Source organism: Flavobacterium inviolabile (assembly GCF_013389455.1).
Lineage (GTDB): Bacteria > Bacteroidota > Bacteroidia > Flavobacteriales > Flavobacteriaceae > Flavobacterium > Flavobacterium inviolabile.
Genome location: NZ_CP058278.1, coordinates 419,940 through 442,789, shown reverse-complemented (window position 1 = coordinate 442,789; position 22,850 = coordinate 419,940). Strand labels below are relative to the sequence as shown.

The following is a 22,850-nucleotide window of genomic DNA, read 5'->3' as shown; positions in this document are numbered from 1 at the left end:
TTTGTGGCCTCTTGTATGGTATGATGGTTTAAGGCGTTACCGAATCTTCAAAGTCGGTAACCAGCATGGCATTGTCAACAGCATAATCTCCGATTTTAGTACGGCGCAAAGCGGTTAAGTGTGCGCCCGACTGTAAAGCCAGACCATAATCGTAGGCAAGAGAACGGATATAGGTTCCTTTACTGCAAACCACTCTGAAATCTACCTCCGGTAAAGCAATACGGGTAATTTCAAATTCGTGGATAACGGTTTTTCGGGCCTGGATTTCTATTTCTTCACCTTTTCGGGCATGTTCATACAATCGTTTGCCGTCTTTTTTAATAGCGGAAAAAATGGGTGGTTTCTGGTCGATTTCACCTAAAAAGGATGCTACTGTTTTGTAGATCAGTTCTTCTGTGATGTGTCCGGTCGGGAAAACAGCATCGATTTCCGTTTCCAGATCATACGAAGGTGTTGTCGCGCCCAGGTGAAAAGTTCCGGTATATTCTTTGATCATTCCCTGTAATTCCGGGATGCGCTTTGTGAATTTACCGGTGCACACAATCAGTAAACCGGATGCCAGCGGATCTAAAGTCCCGGCATGTCCTACTTTGATTTTCTTTAATCCCAGGTGTTTCTTCAGGGACCATTTAATCTTATTCACGGCTTGAAACGACGACCATTGCAAAGGTTTGTCAATCAGTAAAACTTGTCCCGTTTGGAAATCTTCGGCTGTAATCAAAGTGTAATTATTTAATATAGGTAAAGTAAATCAGAAGAGCTGTTCCGGCAATAATACGGTAATATCCCCACGGACGGAAACCGTATTTTTTAACCACGCCGATAAAAAATTTAATAGCGATAACCGCCACAATAAAGGCAACTACATTACCGATAAGGAACAATTTGATATTGTCACCGGATTGCAGTAAAAGTTCGTATCCTTTCAACTGGGAAACTTCATACGTTTTTAAAAACAGCGAATATACGGTAACGGCAAGCATCGTGGGAACGGCTAAAAAGAAAGAGAATTCAGCGGCAGCCTGGCGGGTTAAGCCCTGCTGCATACCACCAATAATAGAAGCGGCCGAACGGCTTGTTCCCGGCATCATTGCCAGACACTGCCAGAATCCGATAATCACGGCTCTCTTAATGGAAATATCTTCTTCTTTGTGAATCGTCGGGTTTTTGAAAAAATTGTCCACAAATAACAAAATAACACCGCCTAAGATCAATACAATCGCGATCGGAATAGGTTTTCCTAATACGGCATCGATCATGTCGTCAAAAATTTTGCCTAAAATCAAAGCTGGTACTACGGCGCAGGCTAATTTGATATAGAAATTGAATTTGGAGAAATCGAAAAACTTTTTCCAGTACAACGCCACAACGGCAAGGATGGCTCCGAACTGAATGGAAACCTGGAATAGTTTTACAAAATCGTCATTTTGAATGTCAAAATAAGAACTGGCAAAAATCATGTGGCCGGTTGAAGAAACAGGTAAATATTCTGTTAAGCCTTCAATAACGGCAAGAATAAGGGCTTGTAATAAATCCATTGAAACGGGTACTAGGCTTTAGTATCTTTTTTAGGGTTTTTGATAATCGAATAAATCGTAATTCCAAAACCGATTAAAACGATGGTCGGTGCCAGTTTGATTCTTCTGAAATTGAAGATATCTTCACTAAATACGTTCGGATCGGTACTGCCGCCACCCGACATTAATAAAAAACCTAAGGCAATAACACCAAGACCTATAAAAAGGATTTTGTAATTAACGTTTTCAAAAAGAAAGTCGTGTTTGTGTTTGTTTTCGTTCTCCATTGTATCGTGTTCTTACTATTATTTTAGATTCTTAATATAAATCGTCTGTTCTTAAATTTAAAAAGCGCTGGGTCGCAAAGAAGGTGCTGATCCAGGTAATGATAATGCCTACCAGCAATACGGCTGCCAGTACAATACCAATAGAAAGATAATCGGTTGCAATGCCTAAACTAGGAAACAGACCGTCTACATAGAAAACCAATCCTATTAAAGCAATAATAGCCAGTCCGGAACCAATTAGTCCCAGCTTGATGCTTCTCCAGATAAACGGTTTGCGGATAAACGATTTTGTTGCCCCGACCATTTGCATGGTTTTGATGATAAAACGGTTGGAATGAATCGATAAACGCAGTGAGCTGTTAATTAACAACATCGCTACCAAAGCCAGTACGGCACTTACGATTAAAATCCAAAACGTAATTTTCTTTACGTTCTCATTTACCAGATCAACCAGTTGTTTGTCGTAAATAACCTCTGTAACCATAGGGTTTTTACGAATATTGCTTTCAATTTCTTTAATACTGTCAGAAACAACATAATCTCCTTTCAGGTGAATGTCATAAGAATTTTGAAGCGGATTGAATCCTAAGAACTCCATAAAATCCTCACCGATGATATCTTTGTGTTTTTTTGCTGCATCGTCTTTGGAAACAAAAGTGTGATCCTTTACATAATTGGAAGCAACCAGTTGTGTTCCGAATGCTTTCAGAATACTGTCGTTGGCCTCACTGTTAAAGTAAACAGACATCGGAATGTTTTCTTTAAAATCGTTTGAAATCTTTCCAGAATTAATAACAAAAAGCCCTAAAGCGCCCAAAAGGAACAGCACCAGGAAAATACTCAAAATAACCGAAAAATAGGAAGAAATAAGTTTGCGTTTTTGATACTTTTCAAAAGATGAAGCCATAGAATCTGATTTAAGCCGTAAAAATAATAAAGAAAATTGTTTTTAGGGTTTATAACGTCCAAAGTTTTAACTTTCTTATAATATAATGTAAATTTGCCTGCCCAAAAAGAAGGTTTTTTGATTGGGAAACGAATCGTTTTGGGATTTTTTGGCAATCCACACCGGTTTTTCAGTATCTTTTGATGCGTGGAAACGGAACGATTCACGATAAATTAGTAGAAAACATACAGGAACGCAATTTCCGGTAACATAGAATTCAGAGCAATGAAGTACAATCCAAATGAAATTGAAGCCAAGTGGCAGAAATTCTGGTCGGAAGACCAAACCTTTAAAGCAGAAAATAATTCGTCTAAGCCTAAATATTTCGTATTAGACATGTTTCCTTACCCGTCGGGAGCAGGACTGCATGTAGGGCATCCGCTGGGCTATATCGCTTCAGACATTTATGCGCGATACAAACGTCATAAAGGATTTAACGTACTGCATCCGCAGGGATACGACAGTTTCGGATTACCGGCAGAACAATATGCCATTCAAACCGGTCAGCATCCTGAAAAAACAACAAAAGAAAACATTGCCCGTTACCGCGAGCAATTGGATAAAATAGGCTTTTCATTCGACTGGAGCAGAGAAGTGCGCACGTCAAACCCGGATTATTACAAATGGACACAATGGATTTTTATCCAATTGTTTAACTCCTGGTACAATATCGATACTGACAAAGCGGAAGATATCGCTACTTTGACAGCTGTTTTTGAAAAAGAAGGCAATGCCGGCGTAAATGCGGTTTGTGACGAGAATATAGCACCGTTTTCGGCAGCGCAGTGGAATGCCTTTACCAAAGAAGAAAAAGAAAAGATATTGTTGCAGTACCGGTTGACCTATCTGGCAGAAACCGAAGTAAACTGGTGTCCGGCTTTGGGGACGGTATTGGCAAATGATGAAATTATAAACGGTGTTTCCGAACGTGGCGGACATCCGGTTATCCGTAAAAAGATGACACAATGGAGTATGCGCATTTCTGCCTATGCAGAGCGTTTGCTACAGGGATTGGAAACCATCGACTGGAGTGAAAGCATCAAGGAAAGCCAGCGTAACTGGATCGGGAAATCCGTTGGAGCTTCCGTTACGTTTAACCTGAAAGACCATGATGCGGTTGTGGAAGTATTCACGACCCGTCCCGATACGATTTTCGGGGTAACTTTTATGACTTTGGCACCGGAACACGAATTGGTGGCTAAGATCACTACTCCGGAACAAAAAGAAGCTGTGGAGGCGTATGTTACGGCTACGGCAAAACGAAGTGAAAGAGAGCGTATGGCAGATGTGAAAACCATTTCCGGTGTTTTTACAGGAGCGTATGCAGAACATCCTTTTACCAAAGAACCGATTCCGGTGTGGATAGGGGATTATGTATTGGCAGGATACGGAACCGGAGCTGTTATGGCAGTGCCTTGCGGTGATGAAAGAGATTATGCCTTTGCCAAACATTTTAATATTCCGATTCAGAATATTTTTGAAGGAGTGGATATTTCGGAAGAAGCTTTTGGCGATAAAGAAAAAACCATCATCGGTAATTCCGATTTCTTAAACGGACTGAATTATAAAGAAGCTACAAAAAAAGCAATTGAAGCCCTTGAAAAATTAGGACAAGGAAACGGAAAGACCAACTACCGTTTGCGTGATGCGGTATTCTCCAGACAACGTTATTGGGGAGAACCGTTCCCGGTATATTATGTAAACGACCTGCCGCAAATGATCGAAGCACAATACCTGCCGATCGTATTGCCGGAGGTGGAAAAATACCTGCCAACAGAAGACGGACAGCCGCCGTTAGGAAATGCAACGGTTTGGGCCTGGGATACGCAAAACAATCAGGTGGTAAGCAATGACCGGATCGATCAGGTGACGGTATTTCCGTTGGAATTAAATACAATGCCGGGCTGGGCGGGAAGCTCCTGGTACTGGATGCGTTATATGGACGCTCATAATGCAGAAGCATTTGCTTCGGAAGAAGCTTTGAAATATTGGGAAAATGTAGACTTGTATATCGGCGGAAGCGAACACGCTACCGGCCACTTGCTATATTCCCGTTTCTGGAACAAATTCTTAAAAGATAAAGGATTGGCGCCAACCGAAGAACCGTTCAAAAAACTGATTAATCAGGGAATGATTTTAGGAATGAGTGCTATCGTTTATCGTGTATCCGGAACAAATAAATATGTTTCTAAAAATTTAAGAGGGGATTATCAGACAGAAGAAATAAGAGTTGATGTTAATTTGGTTAATGCTTCTGATGAGATCAGTATTGATGGATTGAGAAAATGGATACCTGAATTTGCAAATGCTGAATTTATTCTGGAAAATGATAGATATATTGTTGGAAGAGAAGTTGAGAAAATGTCGAAAAGATGGTACAACGTCGTAAACCCGGATGATATCTGTGAACAGTACGGAGCCGATACGTTGCGTTTGTATGAAATGTTCTTAGGACCGTTAGAGCAGGCAAAACCATGGAATACAGCCGGAATTACCGGAGTGTCAGGATTCCTGAAAAAACTATGGCGTTTGTATTTTGACGATAACGGTTTGATCGTTACGGATAACGAGCCAGGCAAAGAAGCCTTAAAAACGTTGCATAAAACCATTAAGAAAGTACAGGAAGATATAGAGAACTTCTCGTTCAATACTTCGGTTTCCGGATTTATGATCGCGGTAAATGAATTATCGGCGGCAAAATGCAATGAAAGAGCGATCCTGGAACCATTGGCGGTTTTAATTTCTCCGTATGCTCCGCATATCGCAGAAGAATTATGGAGTGCCTTGGGGAACGAAGGTTCCGTTTCAAAAGTGCCTTTCCCGGTATTTGATGCACAGCACCTGGTAGAAAGCAGTAAGGAATACCCGGTTTCTTTTAATGGAAAAATGCGTTTCAAAATTGAACTGCCCATGGATTTAACAGCAGAAGAAATTGAGAAAATTGTGATGGAAGACGAAAGAACAAAAGCACAATTAAACGGAAATGCACCGAAAAAAGTGATTATTGTTCCCGGAAAAATCATCAATTTAGTAGGATAAACCGGACTGACAAAATTGCAGATTCTGTTAAGAGAGTCCTAATTGGCTTGTAATTTGATGTTGTTTTAGTAATTTTAGAAAACTAAAAAGTAAAAACGATGTTAGGATATTATATTTTATTAGGAGGAATTGCTTTAGTAAGCTGGATTGTAAGCCACAAATTAAAGAGCAAGTTTGAAGAATATTCAAAGGTGCATTTGCGTAACGGAATGTCCGGAGCGGAAATAGCCGAGAAAATGCTTGCCGATAACGGAATTTATGATGTAAAGGTTATTTCGACTCCCGGAAGACTGACGGATCACTATAATCCGGTAGATAAAACGGTTAACTTAAGTGAGGCGGTATACAATGAAAGAAATGCAGCGGCAGCGGCAGTAGCGGCACACGAATGCGGACACGCTGTTCAGCACGCCACCGCTTACGGAATGCTGCAAATGCGTTCCAAAATGGTACCAATGGTGAGTGTTACCTCGGGTATGTCACAATGGTTAGTGGTTGGTGGTTTGATTTTAGGCGCTGCGGCAAAAGTTGGTTTCGGATTTTATATTGCCATATTAGGTTTGGTGTTAATGGGTGTAGCCACTGTTTTTAGTTTTGTCACCTTGCCGGTCGAATATGATGCCAGTAACCGTGCTTTGGCATGGCTGAAAAATAAGAACATGCTGAGCCAGCAGGAATATGCCGGAGCGGAAGATGCCTTGAAATGGGCTGCAAGAACCTATGTGGTAGCTGCAATTGGTGCTTTGGCATCCTTGGTATACTGGGCTTTCCAGGTTTTTGGAAGAAGAGATTAATCTGAAAATATAAAGTAAAAAAAATCCGGTGCGCAAGTACCGGATTTTTTTATGGTTATAATTGAATCTGCCGTTCGATCTGCTGGTCTAGTGAAATGAATGTTTCCGTACGGGAAACACCCTCAATTGCCTGTATCTTTTTGTTGAGCAACTGCATTAAATGCTCGTTGTCATGGCAGATCAGTTTGATTAAAATGCTCCAGTTTCCGGTTGTATAATGGCATTCCAGTACTTCCGGTATTTTTTTTAATTCCCTTACAGCTTCCGGATTCCGGGAAGCTTTATCCAGGTAAATACCAACAAATGCCATCGTACTGTAGCCTAAAATTTTCGGACTAACGGTAAAACGGGAACCGGTAATCACACCGGCCTGTTCCAGTTTTCGCAGCCGCTGGTGTATGGCCGCACCGGAAATACCAATTTTGTTGGCTATCTGTAAAATCGGTTTCCGGGCATCTTCCATCAGGTAACGGAGGATTTCCTTGTCGATTCCGTCCATTTCAATTTGTAAGGAATTTATCTTCATTGGTGATAATTTGAAGTTAAAGTTACAAAATGAAATGCTTTATTAAAGTAAAAAAGGCTGATTTGTTACAGTCAGCCTTTTTTGTTTTTTATTTGTATCCTTTGTAGGCTACTTCTTTTTCTTTAAAAATCACACCGTATTCTTCCAGTTCTTTCAGTATAGGAAGGTATACTTCTTTGTTGATCGGAAGCTGTACACCCGGCGTTTTAATATTGCCGTTCAGGATCTGAAGCGTTGCCATAGCAACCGGCAGTCCTACGGTTTTTGCCATTGAAGTGTAAGTCTGGTCGTCGCCGATGCAAACCATAGTAGCGTCAATCTGTTTCTTTTCGCCGTTTACCTCATAACCGATTTTGTGATACATGACAATCATGTCTTTGTCATCCGGTGCTAAAGTCCAGCTGTCCGTCAGGATCTTTTCAAGGATTTGCGCCGGAGTGGCGTTTTTAAGGCCGATAATTTTATTGGCGTTAAACAGGTCCAGTTCTAATAATTTATCCCATACAACATCGTCCTGGTCGATTTTAAGGACATGGCGAAGTTTGATCTCAACAGAATCTGTCGGGTGATATGGTAAAAACAAATTCACAAACTCCCGATAGCTCATGGTTTCGGTATTGTCAATAGTGTATGAATCGTCTGTCATTCCCAATTGTACAAACATATCCCAGGCTCTGGAATAGCCTACACGGCGAATGGTACCTCTAAAAACGGTTAAGGCATTGTCTAAACCGTAAACGCTTCTGTATTTAAGGGAATCACGGTTTGCATAACCTTCAAAACGGCCGTAACCTTCCACTTCCAGGAACTCTGTTCTTCGGAACAGTTTGTGGTACGGAATGTATTTGTAGGTTCCTTCCTGGATGAATTTAGCGGCTCCGCCCTGTCCGGCTAAAACAACATTACGGGGATTCCATGTAAACTTATAATTCCATAAATTGTTATCGGATTCCGGGGCAACTAATCCGCCGCAGAAAGATTCGAACAGGATTATTTTTCCGCCTTCTCCGCGAATTTCATCCAAAACCTTCATGGCACTCATGTGGTCAATACCCGGATCCAGTCCGATCTCATTCATAAACACAAGATTGTTGGCAATGGCGGCTTCGTTCAGTTCCTGCATGGCGTCCGAAATATAAGAAGCGGTTACCATGTGTTTTTTATAGGCAATACAATCTTTGGCAACTTCAATGTGCAGGTAAGCCGGCAACATGGAAATTACGATGTCTGCTTTCTGGATTTCGGTTTTACGCTGCGCATCATCAAACATGTCAAAAGCAATAGCCGTTGCTCTTGGGTGATTATTGGTCTTCTTTTGAGCTAATTCCAATGATAAATCGCCTATGGTTAAATGTAAATTTTCCTGTTCCGATTTATCTAATAAATATTTAATGAGCGACGAAGCCGAGCGACCGGCTCCGATGATTAAAATATGTCTCATTTTAGTTGTTTGTTTTAAAAAGTCTACGAAAATAGGAATTTGTTATATTCTTTAAAAACATAAAAGATGATTAATATCATTATTTAACTTTTTAAAATAATAGTAACTTTGAGCATAATTTTGAAAATATGGATAGAAAAATAGCCGGAGTAGCAGCTATCATGGGAGCTGTTGCAATAATATTGGGTGCTTTTGGCGCTCACGGATTAAAACAGGTTCTGGATGAAGCACAGCTGGCCACTTTTGAAACAGGAGTAAAATACCAGATGTATCATGCTCTGTTTTTATTATTTGTGGGTACCACGGCCATGCTTACGGAAAAAGCTAAAAAAACAATCTTCTATTTAGTGGTTACGGGAGTGTTATTTTTTTCAGGATCCATTTACCTGTTGGCAACAAAGGCTGTAACGGGCTGCGATTTTAAGGTGCTGGGACCTATTACGCCTGTTGGTGGTCTTTTACTGATATTGGCATGGGGAATACTCTTTGTACAGCTAATCAGGAAAAAAGCATAATATTTATTAAAAAAAAATTATTATAAAATTAAATTTTTACTTTTGCGTTCTTAAATAACAAACAACACATTTTTAAGTTATGAATGTTACTAATACAATTTCATTAGAGAAATACGGTATCGAAAATACGGTTGAAATTATTTATAATCCATCGTATGATTACCTATATAATGAAGAATTGAATCCGGAGCTAGAGGGATTTGAGAAAGGGCAGTTGACGGAACTGGGAGCTGTTAACGTGATGACGGGTGTTTTTACAGGAAGATCCCCTAAGGATAAATACATAGTTAAAGACGATATTACAAAAGATACTATTTGGTGGACATCAGAAAAAGCAGTAAATGATAATAAGCCAATTACAAAGGAAACCTGGGATGCTTTAAAGAAAACTACGGTTGACCAGCTTTCCGGGAAAAAATTATATGTAGTGGACACTTTCTGTGGAGCTAACGAAAACACACGTTTAAAAGTGCGTTTTATTATGGAAGTGGCATGGCAGGCACATTTTGTGAAAAACATGTTTATCCGTCCTACAGAAGAAGAACTGGAAAACTTCGGAGAGCCTGATTTCGTAGTAATGAATGGTTCTAAAACAAATTTTAAAGAGTATGCTGCTCACGGATTGAACTCTGAGGTTTATGTGGCATTCAACTTAACAGAAAAAATTCAGTTAATCGGCGGAACCTGGTATGGTGGTGAAATGAAGAAAGGATTATTCTCCATGATGAACTACTATTTACCATTACAGGGAATTGCTTCGATGCACTGTTCTGCTAATAAAGGTAAAGATGGTGATGTTGCGGTTTTCTTCGGATTATCCGGAACAGGAAAAACAACGTTATCAACAGATCCTAAACGTGAATTAATCGGTGACGATGAGCACGGATGGGACAATGAAGGTGTTTTCAATTTTGAAGGCGGTTGTTATGCTAAAACAATTGACTTAAGTAAAGAAAACGAGCCGGATATTTTCAATGCCATCCGTAAAGATGCGTTATTGGAAAACGTAACGGTTGCTGCCGACGGAACAATCGACTTTAAAGATGGTTCTGTAACACAAAACACACGTGTTTCTTACCCGATTTATCATATTGACAATATTGTAAAACCGGTTTCTAAAGCTGGTCATGCTTCAAAAGTTATTTTCTTAACAGCAGATGCTTTCGGAGTAATGCCACCGGTATCAAAACTGACTCCGGAACAAACGAAATATTTCTTCCTATCCGGGTTTACCGCTAAATTAGCAGGTACTGAGCGTGGTGTAACACAGCCGGAACCTACATTTTCTGCTTGTTTCGGAAAAGCATTCTTATGTTTGCACCCGACAAAATACGGAGAAGAGCTGGTTAAAAAGATGGAAGAGCACAACGCTACAGCCTATATGGTAAATACAGGATGGAACGGAACCGGAAAACGTATTTCTATTAAAGATACCCGTGCAATCATCGACAGAATCCTTGACGGTTCTATTGAAACAGCCGAAACGCAGATTGTTCCGATCTTTAACCTGGAAGTTCCTAAAGCTCTGGAAGGTGTAAATACCGAAATTCTTGATCCGAGAAATACGTATGCTGATGCTACAGAATGGACAAACAAAGCGACGGACTTAGGGAAGTTGTTTGTTAAAAACTTTGTTCAGTATACCGATAATGAAGAAGGACAAAATTTAGTTAAAGCGGGTCCGCAGTTATAATTAAATTTGCAATAATATTTTGAAAGCCATTCGTTTGAATGGCTTTTTTTTATGCGCTGATGTTATCTGAAAATTAGTTTTTTGTTATGTTAACTATTTATTGAATCCGTAACATAAATGTAAAAAAACCGTAATATTTGTTTTGGTTTTTGTTATAAATTAGAATGATTTTAAAAAAGACAGATTTTATTTTAATAGTTAGCTGAAGAATAAATATTTTAGGGGGCTATAGTGTTGAAATTCAGTTAACTATTAAAATATTTCGCTTTTGAATAAAAAGGATACATTTTAAAAAAAAATATATAAATAAAGTATATGAAACTGTCTGCAAGTGAATTGGAATTATTAAAAGCGAACTCGTTAAGCATGAGAAACGCAAGAGATATTGCCAAGCATATTGAATCGGATTATACGGTAGGCGGGATTTTTCCAAACGGAAAATCGGGTGATTTTGATACTCCGAATGTGGAGCGGTTTCAGTCGAAATGGTGTTCGTGGTGGCCTGTAGCCAGAATACTGTTAACCTTAGCCAAGATTTTTACAGGCGAAAAAGGAGATAAAGCAATTAACGCACTGATTGCACTTGGTGATACAGTGTGTGTTTAAGATAATTATCGGGTAATGTAAATTATATTCGATTTTGTTTTTTTGAGAGTTTAAAAAGAAAAAGCCTCCCATTTGGGAGGCTTTTTTATTTGAGGTTTATTTCTCTTTTGATTCTTTGTTGGCTTTAACAATGTATTTTTCTAAAGCCATGGTCATCGATGGTGTTTCCGGTGTCGGAGCCATGATGTCTACCCGTAGGCCGTGTTCCAGGGCTTCTTTTTGGGTGGTGCTTCCAAAAACAGCAATCCGGGTGTTGTTTTGCTGGAAGTCCGGGAAGTTTTTAAATAATGATTTAATTCCCGTTGGACTAAAGAACGCTAAAACATCGTAATATACGTCTTTTAAGTCCGATAAATCGCTCATTACAGTTCTGTAGAATGTTCCTGGTATCCAGTCAACTTTTAAGCTGTTCAGCGTTTGTGGGATATCAGCATTCAATTGATCGGAAGACGGTAACAGGAATTTTTCGTCTTTATACTTTTTGATTAATGGTGATAAATCAACAAAGTCTTTTTGACCAACATAAATTTTACGTTTTCTGTAAACTACATATTTTTGCAGATAGAAAGCGATAGCTTCAGATTGGCAGAAATATTTTAAATCTTCCGGAACCTTATAGCGCATTTCTTCCGCTACTCTGAAAAAGTGATCGACCGAATTTTTACTCGTAAGAATGATGGCAGAATAATTGTTTAAATCAATTTTTTGCTGTCTAACCTCTTTGGCAGGAACGCCCTCTACGTGAATAAATGGTCTAAAGTCGACTTTAATTTTCAGCTTCTGTTGAAGCTCAAAGTATGGTGAATTTTCTACTTTAGGTTCTGGTTGAGAGACCAAGATTGTTTTCACTTTCATATTAAAATAATTGTAATGCTCTAACTTTTCGTAAACCAATAATACATGAAATAATAGGGGGCTATTTCAAGTGTGCAAAGATACAAAATAAAATAGAACAGCTTGCCCAGTATTAAATTTTGATAAATTTTCAATGTAAACACATAAGTTGTTATGTTTATTATTAAAATAATAGAAATAACGCCTAATATTAGTTTTTTTGATGGGAAATTGTTGTAAAAGAGGAATAAATTGATGGGTAAAATGAGTAAACCGATGTAGGTTCGATAGTTAACTTTTTGTAAATTAAATTGCTCGTTGAACTCCTCAATGTTAAATGATGTCGCGATGATCTTTTCAATCAGGTATTTGGAAAGGATAAATACGCCCAGAAGCGTTACAATCTGTATGTAGGAAATCCAGTTGGTTTTGGTGGTATGGCCGTAATAGCTCAGGATAATCTGGATGAGAAAAGCAAAGGAAATCAGCTGGACAAAAAACATAGAGATCGTGAACCAGCTTTGCATGTTGCCGCTGTCCTTATAAATCTTTATGTATTTATCGGAAATACCGAGCCGGATGAACTCGTTAAAACGAACTTCAAAAACGGCCTTATTAATTGCAAGTAAAGCAAAGCAAACAACAAATAAAATTGTTGCCCAGTCTTTGTTTTCAACTACTCTCTCGTTAAATATTAAATCCATCATATCGTCTGTAAAAGTACTAATTTTTAAACGGAATATTTTTATTATACTTTTATTATGAAACAACCATCAGAAATAGTTTATTTTTGCAGGCAAATTTAAGTAAAAATGAGTTTAGGAGTAGTTGTCATTCCAACATATAACGAGATTGAAAATATAGAAAACATCGTGAGAGCTGTTTTCGAATTGGATGTCCCGTTTCATATACTTGTGGTTGATGATAATTCTCCGGACGGAACGGCCCGTAAGGTTGCCGAATTGCAATCGGAATACCCGGGTTTGCTGCATCTGGAAAACCGGCTCAAAAAATCGGGGCTGGGAACGGCTTATGTACACGGTTTTAAATGGGCTCTGGACAGAGGATACGAATACATTTTTGAAATGGATGCCGATTTCTCCCATAATCCTAAAGATTTAAAGCGTTTGTATGAGGCTTGTGCTGCCGGTGCGGATATGGCAATAGGATCGCGGTATATAACCGGTGTGAATGTGGTTAACTGGCCGCTAAACCGTGTTTTGATGTCCTATTTTGCTTCTGTTTATGTGGATATCATTACCGGAATGAAAATTCATGATGCTACCGCCGGTTTTATCTGTTACAAAAAACAGGTTCTGGAGCAGATCAACCTGGATAAAATTAAGTTTGTCGGGTATGCTTTTCAGATTGAAATGAAATACCGGACTTTCGTCAAAAAACTGAAGATTGTTGAAGTGCCGATTATTTTTACGGACCGGACAAAAGGACAGTCAAAAATGAGTAATGCGATTATAAAAGAAGCAATATTCGGAGTGATTACATTGCGATTGAAAAAAATGATAAACCGATTATAAGAGATAAGATTCACAATGAACAAGATATTAATAAAAAATGCGAAGATTGTAAATGAAGGCGTTATTTTTGAAGGTGATGTATTGATAGAAGGACAAATTATCAAGGAAATCGCAGAAAGTATAAGCCCTAAATCTTCTGATTGTAAAATTATTGATGCCGAAGGAAATTATCTTATTCCGGGTGCAATCGACGATCAGGTGCATTTTCGGGAACCGGGATTAACGCATAAAGGCGATATTGCTTCCGAATCGAAAGCTGCTGTTGCCGGAGGAATCACTTCCTTTATCGAACAGCCCAATACGGTTCCGAATGCGGTAACGCAGGAATTATTGGAACAAAAATACCAGATTGCAGCCGAAACATCCTATGCGAATTATTCGTTTATGATGGGCGGAACAAACGACAATCTGGAAGAAGTTTTAAAAACCAATCCGAAAAATGTTGCCGGGATAAAATTGTTTTTAGGTTCGTCAACCGGAAACATGCTTGTGGATAATGAAGAAGTTCTGGAAAAGATTTTTTCCAGTACGCCCATGCTGATTGCCGTTCACTGTGAAGATGAAGGGACAATCAAGGCGAATCTTGAAAAATACAAAGAGGAATACGGAGATGATATCCCGATGAAATTCCACCATTTAATAAGAAGTGAAGAGGCGTGCTACCTTTCTTCTTCGAAAGCGATTGAGCTGGCGAAGAAAACCGGGGCCCGTTTGCACATTTTCCATGTTTCTACCGCTAAGGAAACGGAATTGTTTACCAATAAAATCCCATTGGAAGAGAAGAAGATCACCGCAGAAGTTTGTGTGCACCATCTTTGGTTTACCGATGCCGATTATGAAAAGAAAGGGACATTTATAAAATGGAATCCGGCCGTAAAAACGGAAAAGGACAGGGATGAATTGTGGAAAGCCTTATTGGATGACAGAATCGATGTGATTGCAACAGATCACGCGCCGCATACATTGGAAGAAAAGAAAAATCCGTATACCAGCGCCCCTTCCGGCGGACCATTGGTTCAGCATGCAGTTGTGGCGATGTTTGAAGCGTTTCATCAGGGGAAAATTTCCGTGGAGAAAATCGTGGAGAAAATGGCACACAATCCGGCTAAAATCTTTAAAATCGAAAAAAGAGGTTTTATCAGAGAAGGATATTATGCCGATCTGGCTATTGTGAATCCGGGACTTCCATGGAGCGTGAAAAAAGAAAATATTCTGTACAAATGCGGATGGTCGCCTTTTGAAGGTTCGAATTTTAAATCACGAATTACCCATACGTTGGTAAACGGACAGTTAGTTTATGTAAATTCGAAGATTAAAGATATTCGTTGCGGAGAGCGTTTATTATTTGATAGATAAAATTATGAAAAAACTTCTTTTTCTTATCGGATTGCTATGTGTGGTTACTGCCTGTGAGCAACAGGTCATGAAAAAACCCGTGAATCTTATTCCGGAAGATACTATGGTCGAAATTTTATCGGATATTGCGATATATCAGGCTGTTGACGGCTATGATCCGCTGCGGATTTCCTCGAATAATCTAAAGCTGGATGATTATATCTTTAATAAGTATAAAGTCAATGCTAAAATAATTGAAGCCAGTAATAAGTACTATGCGTCCGATGTGGAAGGATATAAAAGACTGTATAACAAGGTGATTGAAAGATTGGATGAGCAGCGAAAAGCGGTAGGCGCAGAAATCGAGAAAACTACAGGTGTTCCGCCTACGGATGCAGCTAATTAGTATATTCTTTCCCTAGATTTAAAAGATATTCCTCCATGGAGGTAAAAGAATAGTTCAGTTCCTGAGCTATTTTTTTATTGCTGTAAATTTCCTGTGAATGGGAGGATTTTGATGTAGCTTTCGTGAAACTTCTGCTACGGAACAATAGTTTGGAAAACAACCAGTCCAGTCGCCAGACTATCGCTGTGAGCAGCGGACCGGCATAAATGGCAGGTCTTTTTTTACCCATGCCGTCGGCGATGGTAAACAATATTTTTTCCAAAGAAAGATTTTCTGCGACAAGCGTATAACGGTTTCCGGTAAGATCACTGTTCATTAAGGTGGTCATGATGCGGATAACATCTTCAATAGCTATAATTCCGGTTACGCCTTTTGAGTAGAATGGGAATCCGCCGGCAATTTTTTTAAAAATCTGGCCGCTGCCGTTATTCCAGAAGCCGCTTCCGAAAATGATTCCGGGATTAACAACAATTACTTTTAAACCTTCCTGAGCGGCACGCCATACTTCCATTTCGGCGCCAAACTTTGTAATGGCATAATCACCGTGGAGTTTTTCGGGGTTCCAGTCTGTTTCTTCGGTAATGAGTGTTTCGCCTTCTTTAGTGTCGCCTAAAGCAGCGATAGAGCTTACATAGCAGAGTTTTCTGACTTTGAAATCCAGTGCACAATTGACAACATTGGCAGTGCCTTCAATATTGGTTTTGCGAAGCAATTCTTCGTCGTCCGGATCAAAAGAAATTAACGCGGCACAATGGTACACATATTCCACGTCTTTAAAAGCTTTGCTTAAACGGGGAATATCGGTAATATCGGCTTCAAACCAGTCTATTTTTTCAAACAGGGCCGTTTGCCGGTGTTTTTCAAAAAGCTTTTTGGTGTTTTGGATATTGGAATGCGAACGGTAAATAGCCCGAACGGCCTCTCCTTTCTGAAGTAAGTCCAGAAGAAGATATGCGCCTACTAATCCGGTTCCGCCTGTTACTAATATCATAGTTACAAATGTAGTAATTATAGCAGCTTATGGAAGTAGGAATTATATTAAAAAATACAAAATTGTCAAAAAGGATACTTCATCAAATAGTTTAATTCGATTATCTTTGTGCAAATTGATTAAAAATGAAGAATTTTATTGAAGAAGTGACTTGGAGAGGAATGCTCCACGACGTTATGCCAGGCACGGAAGAACATTTGTTGGAGCAGATGCGTGTGGCGTATGTGGGTATTGACCCAACAGCGGATTCATTGCATATAGGACATTTGGTAGGCGTAATGATGCTGAAGCATTTCCAGTTGAGCGGTCACAAGCCTTTGGCTTTAGTGGGCGGTGCAACCGGAATGATTGGCGATCCGTCCGGAAAATCAAACGAAAGAAATTTACTGGACGAAGCAACGCTGCGTCACAATCAGTATGCGATAAAAGGACAGCTGTCCCGTTTTCTTGATTTTACTTCCGATGCTCCCAATGCTGCGGAACTGGTAAATAACTATGACTGGATGAAGGAGTTCACGTTTTTGGACTTTATTCGTGATGTAGGGAAGCATATTACGGTGAACTATATGATGGCTAAAGATTCCGTTAAAAAACGTCTTTCGTCAGAATCGGCAGAAGGAATGTCTTTTACCGAGTTTACTTACCAATTGGTTCAGGGGTATGATTTCTTACATTTATTCAAAGCGAAAAACTGCACCTTACAAATGGGAGGTAGTGACCAATGGGGTAATATTACTACCGGAACGGAACTGGTTCGCAGAAAAGAAAGCGGAAAAGCCTATGCGTTAACCTGTCCGTTGATTACAAAAGCAGACGGTACTAAATTCGGAAAATCAGAAGGTGGTAACATCTGGCTTGATGCTGCCAGAACATCGCCATACAAATTCTACCAGTACTGGTTGAATACATCCGATTTAGATGCTGAAAAATATATCAAGATCTTTACGTTTTTATCGAAAGAAGAAATTGAAACCTTAACGGAAGAACACCGAAAAGAGCCGCATTTAAGAATCTTACAGAAGCGTTTGGCGGAAGAGATCACAATTATGGTGCATTCAAAAGAAGATCTGGATAATGCGATTAAAGCGTCGAATATTTTGTTTGGAAATTCAACTTCAGAGGATTTAAGACAATTGGATGAGAAAACATTTTTAGATGTTTTTGATGGTGTGCCGCAAGCGGAGATTGCTAAAGCGGAGATTGCATCCGGTTTAGGGATTGTTGATGCTTTAGCCGGTAAATCGGGATTCCTGTCTTCTAACGGAGAAGCAAGGAGAGCTTTGAAAGAGAACTCGATCGCGGTTAATAAGGAAAAAGTAGGAGAGGATTATTCCATATCCGATACGGATCTGATTAACGGGCAATTCGTTTTGCTGCAAAGAGGTAAAAAGAATTATTTTGTTATCAGAGCAATATAATGAAAAGGGAGCTTTAAGCTCCCTTTTTTATTTTATAAAACCATCAGATTGCATCCGCGGATATCGGAATTGTCAAAACGGCCCAATACTTCGAAGGACTGGTTGGTGTATTTTTTTCCTAAATCCTGGGTGGCGATAAAGGAGCAGGAATTGATGTTTGCGAGGTCAATGACGTTAATGCCGCCGGTTTTTCCGTAGGTAATATACGATAAGGCGTCTTCGGTATCGCGGATCAGGATATCCATCCACGGCGGGCATTCAAAAACACCATCGCCTAAAGAATATGCCTGCGATAATAATTCGGTCATACCATATTCGGAATGGATCTTTGACACGCCGAATCCTTTGCATAGGATATCGTGCAGCTCTTCCCGGATGATTTCTTTACGGCGCCCTTTCATGCCTCCGGTTTCCATGATAATGGTGTTTTTCAGGCTGAAATCCTGCATTTCAATTAAATCCAGTAAAGCATAGGTAACCCCTATCAGGATGACATTCTGTCCCTGCCTGTCCAGAGTAACCAGTTTTTCAATCAGCTCGTTGTAATTGTTTAAATAGAAGCCGCTGTCAGGTTGATTGGAGGCCTGTATTAAATCTTCTACCATATAGATTAATGAAGAGCCTTCCCGTTCCAGATAGGATGGTAACAGGGCTAAAACAACATAATCTTCAATGTTGCCGTAAAATTGGGAAAATCCCAGCCGGAAACTTTCTTCATAGTACTGTAAGTCGGTTATCAGGTGGCGGCTGGTACTCATGCCGGTTGTTCCGCTGCTGGTAAACGTGGTCTGTATGGGTTCGGTTGAACTTAATACATCATGACTTTTAAAAAACTGTATGGGTAAAAACGGAATGTCTTGAATGCTTTTGACGTTGGTTTTGTCCTTTTTTAAAAGATTACAAAAATCCTGATAAACACTATTGTTATCATATTGATGGCGAAAAACTTTGAGCGTTGTTTTCTCAAATTCTTTTTTGGATGCAATTTGAAATATATCGGATGTTGAGATCAAGGGAAATTCTTTTTGGCAAAAATACAAAATAAAAAAGCACCAATAGAAATTGATGCTTTGCAAGGTTAAGGATTATGGAAGGCTATTTGATGATTAATTTTTTGGTCGCCGTTTTTCCTTCTTCAGTGACTTTAAGCAAATAAACGCCGCTGTTTAATTGGGAAAGGTTAACCGGGCTGTTGTTGTCGGTAGTGGTGTTTTTAACTTCTTTGCCCAGGATGTCATACATAAGAATGGATTTTGCAGCGCCGGAATCGGAAGTGATAAACAGGTTGTCATTGGCTGAAGCCGGATTGGGATATATTTTCAGTCCTTCAATAGTGTGATCGGCTGTTCCCATTGGAGTGTTGTTTACGATGGAGAAATCGTCATAATAAATATATCCGCCAACATTTGTTGCCGACTGTCTGTAGGTTCTTGCCTGAAATCTGAAATGTGTGGCGTTAGCCGGTGCGGTCAGGGTAAAACTGATCTGTACCCATTGTGCGTTGTTGCTGGAATAGGAGGTAGGATGCAAAACGTCTCTGTTGTCTGTAAGTTCCATTTCTACACCATTGGAGATGCTCACCCAGGAATGCCAGGCACGGGAACGTGCTTTGGTATCGTTATCAAGAAGCCAATAGGAGATGGTATAGTTGTTTCCGGCAATAACCGGGATCAGATTGTTAGGGCTTACGGTTTGGGTATCGTCCTGCGATTGATGTTTTACGGCAGACAGGCCATTTTTTTTAATGCCGGTTTCTTTTGCTATAAAATTGTTTGCAGAAAACGTTTCGGTATTTACCGGTGTAAAATTCGTTGGAGTCGTGTTGTTTGTCCAATTTTCAAAATCCCCATTTGGAATTAAATTCGTCTGAGCACTGCCCGTTAGTGCTGTTGCGATGCTGAATAAAGCGAAGTAGATTTTCTTCATGGTATTTTTATGGAAAGATACCGTATGAAAATTTGTTTTTAATGACGATAATGTAAAGCTATGTTTAAATTTTAGCGGTTTTTTGAAGATTGTACAGAAATAAAAAAAGCGCTGACATTGTCAGCGCTTTAAGAATATCTTGTTTGAAGAAATTATTTGATAACTAATTTTCTAGTTGCCGTTTTTCCTTCTTCAGTGATTTTAACGATATAAACACCAGCGTTTAAGTTAGAAACGTTGATTGCTGCTTCGTTCTCAACTTTAGTGTTGATTACTTGTTTTCCTAATACATCATAAACTGCAACTGATTTTACAGCAGTAGCGTCAGAAGAGATATAGAAGTTATTTCCGGAAACCGGGTTAGGGTATACTTTTAATCCAGCGATAGCGTTGTCAGTTAAGCTGGCAGTAGCTTGAGGAGTAACTTGAGCCCAGGTAGTACCGATTCTCATTTCGTCTAATTCAACATTTCCAGTACCGTTAGTAGCGTTTCCACCTTGTCTGATAACTAAACCATTGATGTTTGTTGGTGCAGCTGTAGTTCCTGTAGCATTAGTTACTGTAGCAGCAGGCTCAGCAGCTCCTGGAACCGGGTTTACCCATAGACTTGCAGTGTTAGATGCGATGTCATATTTAATAACGATGAATAATGATGTGTTAACAGGGTAATCTGTTGCGGCAAATGTAGGGGCAGCAGTACCACCACTATTGTTTAATACACCAAGATTTACAGTGTTAGCAGCTGAACCCTGACGGATGTATAATCTTCCTTGGAAAGCTGTTGTTGTAGCAGAAGCTACTGAAGTAGCTGAAAAGAAATAATCTCCTGCTGCACTGTTAAGGTGTAATGATGTTGTGTTTTGTACTCTGATGATTGTTGAGTAATAAGCAGCACCAGTAATAGCAGAGGTTGTAGCTTTGTTGATATCTTCATTATTTCCTGCAACGATGGAAACACGGTTTCCTGTTGAAGCTAATAATCCTGTGTAAGATAAACTTCCGGAAGTTGTAGTGATTTGTCCAGTAGTACCACCATGAGTAGTCCATCCGTTAGTAGCAGTAGCAGCTACTCCTGTGAAATTGAATGGCTCATATACAAACTGTGCAAATGAAGCTGCCGATGTAAAAAGCGCTAAAGATAAAATGTAAAGTTTTTTCATGTTTTGAATTGTTTTTTAAAAAGTGGACAACAAAGTTAATAAGTATTCATTAGTTATGAAAACTTTTAATGTAAAATTATGGTTAATTATTGTAAATTTTGTTGTGTTAATTATCTGATAATAAGCTTTCTTGTTGCGGAAGCTTCACCTTCTTTGATTTTTATGATATAAACGCCGGCATTTAAATTGGCAATGTTTAACTCTTTGGAATTAAGAGTGGCCTGCAAAATACGTTTTCCCAATACATCAAAAATTTCAACTTCTTTGTCCTGTGAAGACCGGGAAGTGATGTAAATCTTGTCTCCGTTTGTTGGATTGGGATAAATGTTTAACCCTTCAATTGTAGTACCAGAAGAACCTTTTGATTCCTGTGCCATCGCGGTTACAGAAAACAAAAAGAGGGAGAATAGGATAATATAAAAGTAATTTTTCTTCATGTGTACAAATATTGTATAAAGATACAAAAAAAGTTCAAAATTTATGCCAAAAAAAATATCCCTCTTAAAAAAGAGAGATATTTTTCTGAAAAAGATTATTTTTTATGTGGATTAGAAACCGATAGCCCATCCTGTTGCCCAGCTTGGTGCTGCTGTTCCGTTTCCAGCTCCTGTTGCAGTAGTTGAAGTTGTAAATACAGCACTTACATCTGCACTTGAAGCATCCGTTTTCTTACCTTTTGAGTTTGTTCCGATTCCGTCGAATTTAACGTTAGTAGCTTTTAAAGTACCGTTAGCAACGTAAGCGATAGTTTGATCGTGCTCTACATCGAAACCAACTTTGAAATCTTTTATAACCAGGTTGCTGAACATTCCTTTAGTTCCTCTTCTTAATTTTAAGGCCTGGTTTTCGGTATAGATGTTAGCATCTGCAGTGCTTCCAGGTCCGATTAAAGTAAGGTTAGCGATTGTAGGGTTAGAGTTTGGATTTGCATCAAAGTTGAACTCATAGTTGTCTGCTTCGATACCTCTGTTTCCTTTTCCGAAATCAATTTTACCATACCAGTTTGTGTTTGTTCCGTTCCATCCTTCTGTCCAGTCAAACTGATCGTCTTCGTTTCCGATAGATACTAAGTTTGAAGTGTTAACAGTTCCTCCGAAGAATTCGAATCCGTCATCAGCACCGTGGTAAACCTCTACATTTTCAACTACAGTTCCGGAACCTACACCGAAGAAAGAAATTCCGTTGAATTCTTTTTCTGTGTTAAAAGCAGCTCCAGAATATTCTACTCTTAAATATTTAATTACACCTGAATTATCAGTAGCAACTGTACCACCATAAGTTAAATCAGCAACTTCTGATTGTGCAGTAACAGTACCTCTGTTAATCGGAGCTTTACCACAAATTACTAAACCTCCCCAGTCACCTGCATTTTTAGTAGCTAAACCGCTGGTCATGATAACCGGGCTGCTTGCTGTACCTAAAACGTTGATTTTACCACCTTGAGCAACTGCGATATAAGCAGATGTTCCTCCAGTACCTTCAATTCTTGTTCCAGCAGGAATTGTTAATGTAGCACCGTTATTTACTTGAATTTTACCTGTAAGCTTATAAGTTACACCAGCAACTAAAGTTACCGTACCATCATTGATTACTCCTTTGAAATCGTTTGCATTAGCAACGAAAGAAGAAGATGGCTGGGAGTTATTGTTGTTATCGTCATCAGAAGAAGAACAACCTGTTAAGATCCCTGCAGTTACTGCGAAAATTCCAAATAATTTTACAATCGATTTTTTCATTTTTTTTCTAAATAATTTTTTAGTTATGTCTTGATGCAAAAGTGCTCTGATTTTTCTGGAAACAGGTTAAGCGATTATCAATGTTAGATTAACTTATTTTGTCCTAATTATTAAGAGAATGTTTCTTGTGTTAAGTAATCTTACT

23 protein-coding genes are annotated in these 22,850 nt (G+C 39.1%); 9 read left to right on the top strand and 14 right to left on the bottom strand.

Going from position 1 to position 22,850, the window contains the following annotated elements:
• Positions 1-28: 28 nt before the first annotated feature.
• The 4 genes from truB to HW120_RS01970 are packed head-to-tail and all read right to left on the bottom strand — an operon-like array spanning position 29 to position 2,711.
• The gene (gene truB, locus HW120_RS01985) at positions 29-718 is read right to left on the bottom strand and encodes a tRNA pseudouridine(55) synthase TruB (RefSeq protein WP_177736134.1); all 690 of its coding nucleotides are present in this window, start codon (positions 716-718) and stop codon (positions 29-31) included.
• Positions 719-728: 10 nt separating this feature from the next.
• Positions 729-1,538, bottom strand: coding sequence for an undecaprenyl-diphosphate phosphatase (locus tag HW120_RS01980; protein ID WP_177730270.1), 810 nt, complete (start codon positions 1,536-1,538; stop codon positions 729-731).
• A gap of 11 nt (positions 1,539-1,549) precedes the next feature.
• A complete protein-coding gene (locus tag HW120_RS01975; protein WP_177730268.1) occupies positions 1,550-1,804 on the bottom strand; it encodes a DUF3098 domain-containing protein in 255 nt (84 codons plus the stop codon).
• 31 nt (positions 1,805-1,835) lie between these two features.
• The gene (locus tag HW120_RS01970) at positions 1,836-2,711 is read right to left on the bottom strand and encodes a cell division protein FtsX (protein WP_177730267.1); all 876 of its coding nucleotides are present in this window, start codon (positions 2,709-2,711) and stop codon (positions 1,836-1,838) included.
• A 264-nt stretch (positions 2,712-2,975) separates the two neighbouring features.
• Between HW120_RS01970 and leuS the strand changes: the two genes are divergently transcribed.
• Both leuS and HW120_RS01960 read left to right on the top strand, forming a co-directional pair.
• Positions 2,976-5,789, top strand: a complete 2,814-nt coding sequence (gene leuS / locus HW120_RS01965) for a leucine--tRNA ligase (protein WP_177730265.1) — start codon at positions 2,976-2,978, stop codon at positions 5,787-5,789.
• A gap of 98 nt (positions 5,790-5,887) precedes the next feature.
• On the top strand, positions 5,888-6,583 hold the full coding sequence (locus tag HW120_RS01960; RefSeq protein WP_177730263.1) for a zinc metallopeptidase: 696 nt from the start codon (positions 5,888-5,890) through the stop codon (positions 6,581-6,583).
• A 55-nt stretch (positions 6,584-6,638) separates the two neighbouring features.
• Here the strand turns inward: HW120_RS01960 and HW120_RS01955 are convergent, their stop codons facing one another.
• Together HW120_RS01955 and HW120_RS01950 are read right to left on the bottom strand one after the other, a co-directional pair.
• Entirely contained in the window at positions 6,639-7,109 is a 471-nt protein-coding gene (locus HW120_RS01955; protein ID WP_177730261.1) for an Lrp/AsnC family transcriptional regulator, read from the bottom strand.
• 88 nt (positions 7,110-7,197) lie between these two features.
• Positions 7,198-8,550 carry a saccharopine dehydrogenase family protein gene (locus HW120_RS01950; RefSeq protein WP_177730259.1) on the bottom strand — a complete coding sequence of 451 codons (1,353 nt, stop codon included), beginning with the start codon at positions 8,548-8,550 and terminating at the stop codon, positions 7,198-7,200.
• Positions 8,551-8,678: 128 nt separating this feature from the next.
• Here HW120_RS01950 and HW120_RS01945 point away from each other — a divergent pair, with 128 nt between their 5' ends.
• The 3 genes from HW120_RS01945 (at position 8,679) to HW120_RS01935 (ending at position 11,364) form a co-directional block, all read left to right on the top strand.
• Complete coding sequence (locus HW120_RS01945) at positions 8,679-9,065, top strand: DUF423 domain-containing protein (protein ID WP_177730257.1); 387 nt, start codon at positions 8,679-8,681, stop codon at positions 9,063-9,065.
• A gap of 79 nt (positions 9,066-9,144) precedes the next feature.
• On the top strand, positions 9,145-10,758 hold the full coding sequence (pckA, locus tag HW120_RS01940; RefSeq protein WP_177730255.1) for a phosphoenolpyruvate carboxykinase (ATP): 1,614 nt from the start codon (positions 9,145-9,147) through the stop codon (positions 10,756-10,758).
• 315 nt (positions 10,759-11,073) lie between these two features.
• The gene (locus HW120_RS01935) at positions 11,074-11,364 is read left to right on the top strand and encodes a hypothetical protein (protein WP_177730253.1); all 291 of its coding nucleotides are present in this window, start codon (positions 11,074-11,076) and stop codon (positions 11,362-11,364) included.
• A gap of 96 nt (positions 11,365-11,460) precedes the next feature.
• Here HW120_RS01935 and HW120_RS01930 read toward each other — a convergent pair whose 3' ends face one another.
• A complete protein-coding gene (locus HW120_RS01930; protein WP_177730251.1) occupies positions 11,461-12,219 on the bottom strand; it encodes a uroporphyrinogen-III synthase in 759 nt (252 codons plus the stop codon).
• Between the two features lie 20 nt (positions 12,220-12,239).
• Entirely contained in the window at positions 12,240-12,905 is a 666-nt protein-coding gene (locus HW120_RS01925; protein WP_177730249.1) for a DUF4271 domain-containing protein, read from the bottom strand.
• A 105-nt stretch (positions 12,906-13,010) separates the two neighbouring features.
• Here HW120_RS01925 and HW120_RS01920 point away from each other — a divergent pair, with 105 nt between their 5' ends.
• Genes HW120_RS01920 through HW120_RS01910 form a run of 3 tightly spaced genes read left to right on the top strand, consistent with a single transcriptional unit; the run spans position 13,011 to position 15,474 of the window.
• Entirely contained in the window at positions 13,011-13,733 is a 723-nt protein-coding gene (locus HW120_RS01920) for a polyprenol monophosphomannose synthase (protein ID WP_177730247.1), read from the top strand.
• A gap of 15 nt (positions 13,734-13,748) precedes the next feature.
• A complete protein-coding gene (locus HW120_RS01915; protein ID WP_177730245.1) occupies positions 13,749-15,089 on the top strand; it encodes a dihydroorotase in 1,341 nt (446 codons plus the stop codon).
• A 4-nt stretch (positions 15,090-15,093) separates the two neighbouring features.
• Positions 15,094-15,474: a DUF4296 domain-containing protein gene (locus HW120_RS01910; protein WP_177730244.1), complete on the top strand. Its 381-nt coding sequence runs from the start codon at positions 15,094-15,096 to the stop codon at positions 15,472-15,474.
• Here HW120_RS01910 and HW120_RS01905 read toward each other — a convergent pair.
• The gene (locus HW120_RS01905; protein ID WP_177730241.1) at positions 15,467-16,465 is read right to left on the bottom strand and encodes an NAD-dependent epimerase/dehydratase family protein; all 999 of its coding nucleotides are present in this window, start codon (positions 16,463-16,465) and stop codon (positions 15,467-15,469) included. The two genes, HW120_RS01910 and HW120_RS01905, sit on opposite strands and share 8 nt — an antisense overlap.
• 125 nt (positions 16,466-16,590) lie before the next feature.
• Here HW120_RS01905 and tyrS point away from each other — a divergent pair, with 125 nt between their 5' ends.
• Positions 16,591-17,883: a tyrosine--tRNA ligase gene (tyrS, locus tag HW120_RS01900; RefSeq protein ID WP_177730239.1), complete on the top strand. Its 1,293-nt coding sequence runs from the start codon at positions 16,591-16,593 to the stop codon at positions 17,881-17,883.
• A 32-nt stretch (positions 17,884-17,915) separates the two neighbouring features.
• Here the strand turns inward: tyrS and HW120_RS01895 are convergent, their stop codons facing one another.
• From HW120_RS01895 to HW120_RS01875, 5 genes are all read right to left on the bottom strand, one after another.
• On the bottom strand, positions 17,916-18,896 hold the full coding sequence (locus tag HW120_RS01895) for a LuxE/PaaK family acyltransferase (RefSeq protein ID WP_177730237.1): 981 nt from the start codon (positions 18,894-18,896) through the stop codon (positions 17,916-17,918).
• 82 nt (positions 18,897-18,978) lie between these two features.
• Positions 18,979-19,809, bottom strand: coding sequence for a T9SS type A sorting domain-containing protein (locus tag HW120_RS01890; protein WP_177730235.1), 831 nt, complete (start codon positions 19,807-19,809; stop codon positions 18,979-18,981).
• Between the two features lie 152 nt (positions 19,810-19,961).
• Positions 19,962-20,969 (bottom strand): T9SS type A sorting domain-containing protein, encoded by a 1,008-nt coding sequence (locus HW120_RS01885; RefSeq protein ID WP_177730233.1) that lies wholly within the window; start codon positions 20,967-20,969, stop codon positions 19,962-19,964.
• Between the two features lie 110 nt (positions 20,970-21,079).
• On the bottom strand, positions 21,080-21,406 hold the full coding sequence (locus tag HW120_RS01880) for a T9SS type A sorting domain-containing protein (RefSeq protein WP_177730231.1): 327 nt from the start codon (positions 21,404-21,406) through the stop codon (positions 21,080-21,082).
• 111 nt (positions 21,407-21,517) lie between these two features.
• Positions 21,518-22,705, bottom strand: a complete 1,188-nt coding sequence (locus HW120_RS01875) for a hypothetical protein (RefSeq protein ID WP_177730229.1) — start codon at positions 22,703-22,705, stop codon at positions 21,518-21,520.
• Between the last annotated feature and the right edge of the window lie 145 nt (positions 22,706-22,850).

Excerpts from the sequence above, each read along its gene's own strand:
- HW120_RS01970 (WP_177730267.1), bottom strand. The coding sequence starts at position 2,711 with ATGGCTTCATCTTTTGAAAAGTATCAAAAACGCAAACTTATTTCTTCC.
- pckA (WP_177730255.1), top strand. The coding sequence starts at position 9,145 with ATGAATGTTACTAATACAATTTCATTAGAGAAATACGGTATCGAAAAT.
- HW120_RS01930 (WP_177730251.1), bottom strand. The coding sequence starts at position 12,219 with ATGAAAGTGAAAACAATCTTGGTCTCTCAACCAGAACCTAAAGTAGAA.
- HW120_RS01885 (WP_177730233.1), bottom strand. The coding sequence starts at position 20,969 with ATGAAAAAACTTTACATTTTATCTTTAGCGCTTTTTACATCGGCAGCT.
- HW120_RS01880 (WP_177730231.1), bottom strand. The coding sequence starts at position 21,406 with ATGAAGAAAAATTACTTTTATATTATCCTATTCTCCCTCTTTTTGTTT.
- HW120_RS01905 (WP_177730241.1), bottom strand. The coding sequence starts at position 16,465 with ATGATATTAGTAACAGGCGGAACCGGATTAGTAGGCGCATATCTTCTT.
- HW120_RS01975 (WP_177730268.1), bottom strand. The coding sequence starts at position 1,804 with ATGGAGAACGAAAACAAACACAAACACGACTTTCTTTTTGAAAACGTT.
- HW120_RS01950 (WP_177730259.1), bottom strand. The coding sequence starts at position 8,550 with ATGAGACATATTTTAATCATCGGAGCCGGTCGCTCGGCTTCGTCGCTC.
- leuS (WP_177730265.1), top strand. The coding sequence starts at position 2,976 with ATGAAGTACAATCCAAATGAAATTGAAGCCAAGTGGCAGAAATTCTGG.
- HW120_RS01920 (WP_177730247.1), top strand. The coding sequence starts at position 13,011 with ATGAGTTTAGGAGTAGTTGTCATTCCAACATATAACGAGATTGAAAAT.
- HW120_RS01875 (WP_177730229.1), bottom strand. The coding sequence starts at position 22,705 with ATGAAAAAATCGATTGTAAAATTATTTGGAATTTTCGCAGTAACTGCA.
- HW120_RS01960 (WP_177730263.1), top strand. The coding sequence starts at position 5,888 with ATGTTAGGATATTATATTTTATTAGGAGGAATTGCTTTAGTAAGCTGG.
- HW120_RS01980 (WP_177730270.1), bottom strand. The coding sequence starts at position 1,538 with ATGGATTTATTACAAGCCCTTATTCTTGCCGTTATTGAAGGCTTAACA.
- HW120_RS01890 (WP_177730235.1), bottom strand. The coding sequence starts at position 19,809 with ATGAAGAAAATCTACTTCGCTTTATTCAGCATCGCAACAGCACTAACG.
- HW120_RS01915 (WP_177730245.1), top strand. The coding sequence starts at position 13,749 with ATGAACAAGATATTAATAAAAAATGCGAAGATTGTAAATGAAGGCGTT.
- HW120_RS01945 (WP_177730257.1), top strand. The coding sequence starts at position 8,679 with ATGGATAGAAAAATAGCCGGAGTAGCAGCTATCATGGGAGCTGTTGCA.
- HW120_RS01925 (WP_177730249.1), bottom strand. The coding sequence starts at position 12,905 with ATGATGGATTTAATATTTAACGAGAGAGTAGTTGAAAACAAAGACTGG.
- HW120_RS01910 (WP_177730244.1), top strand. The coding sequence starts at position 15,094 with ATGAAAAAACTTCTTTTTCTTATCGGATTGCTATGTGTGGTTACTGCC.
- HW120_RS01935 (WP_177730253.1), top strand. The coding sequence starts at position 11,074 with ATGAAACTGTCTGCAAGTGAATTGGAATTATTAAAAGCGAACTCGTTA.
- HW120_RS01955 (WP_177730261.1), bottom strand. The coding sequence starts at position 7,109 with ATGAAGATAAATTCCTTACAAATTGAAATGGACGGAATCGACAAGGAA.
- tyrS (WP_177730239.1), top strand. The coding sequence starts at position 16,591 with ATGAAGAATTTTATTGAAGAAGTGACTTGGAGAGGAATGCTCCACGAC.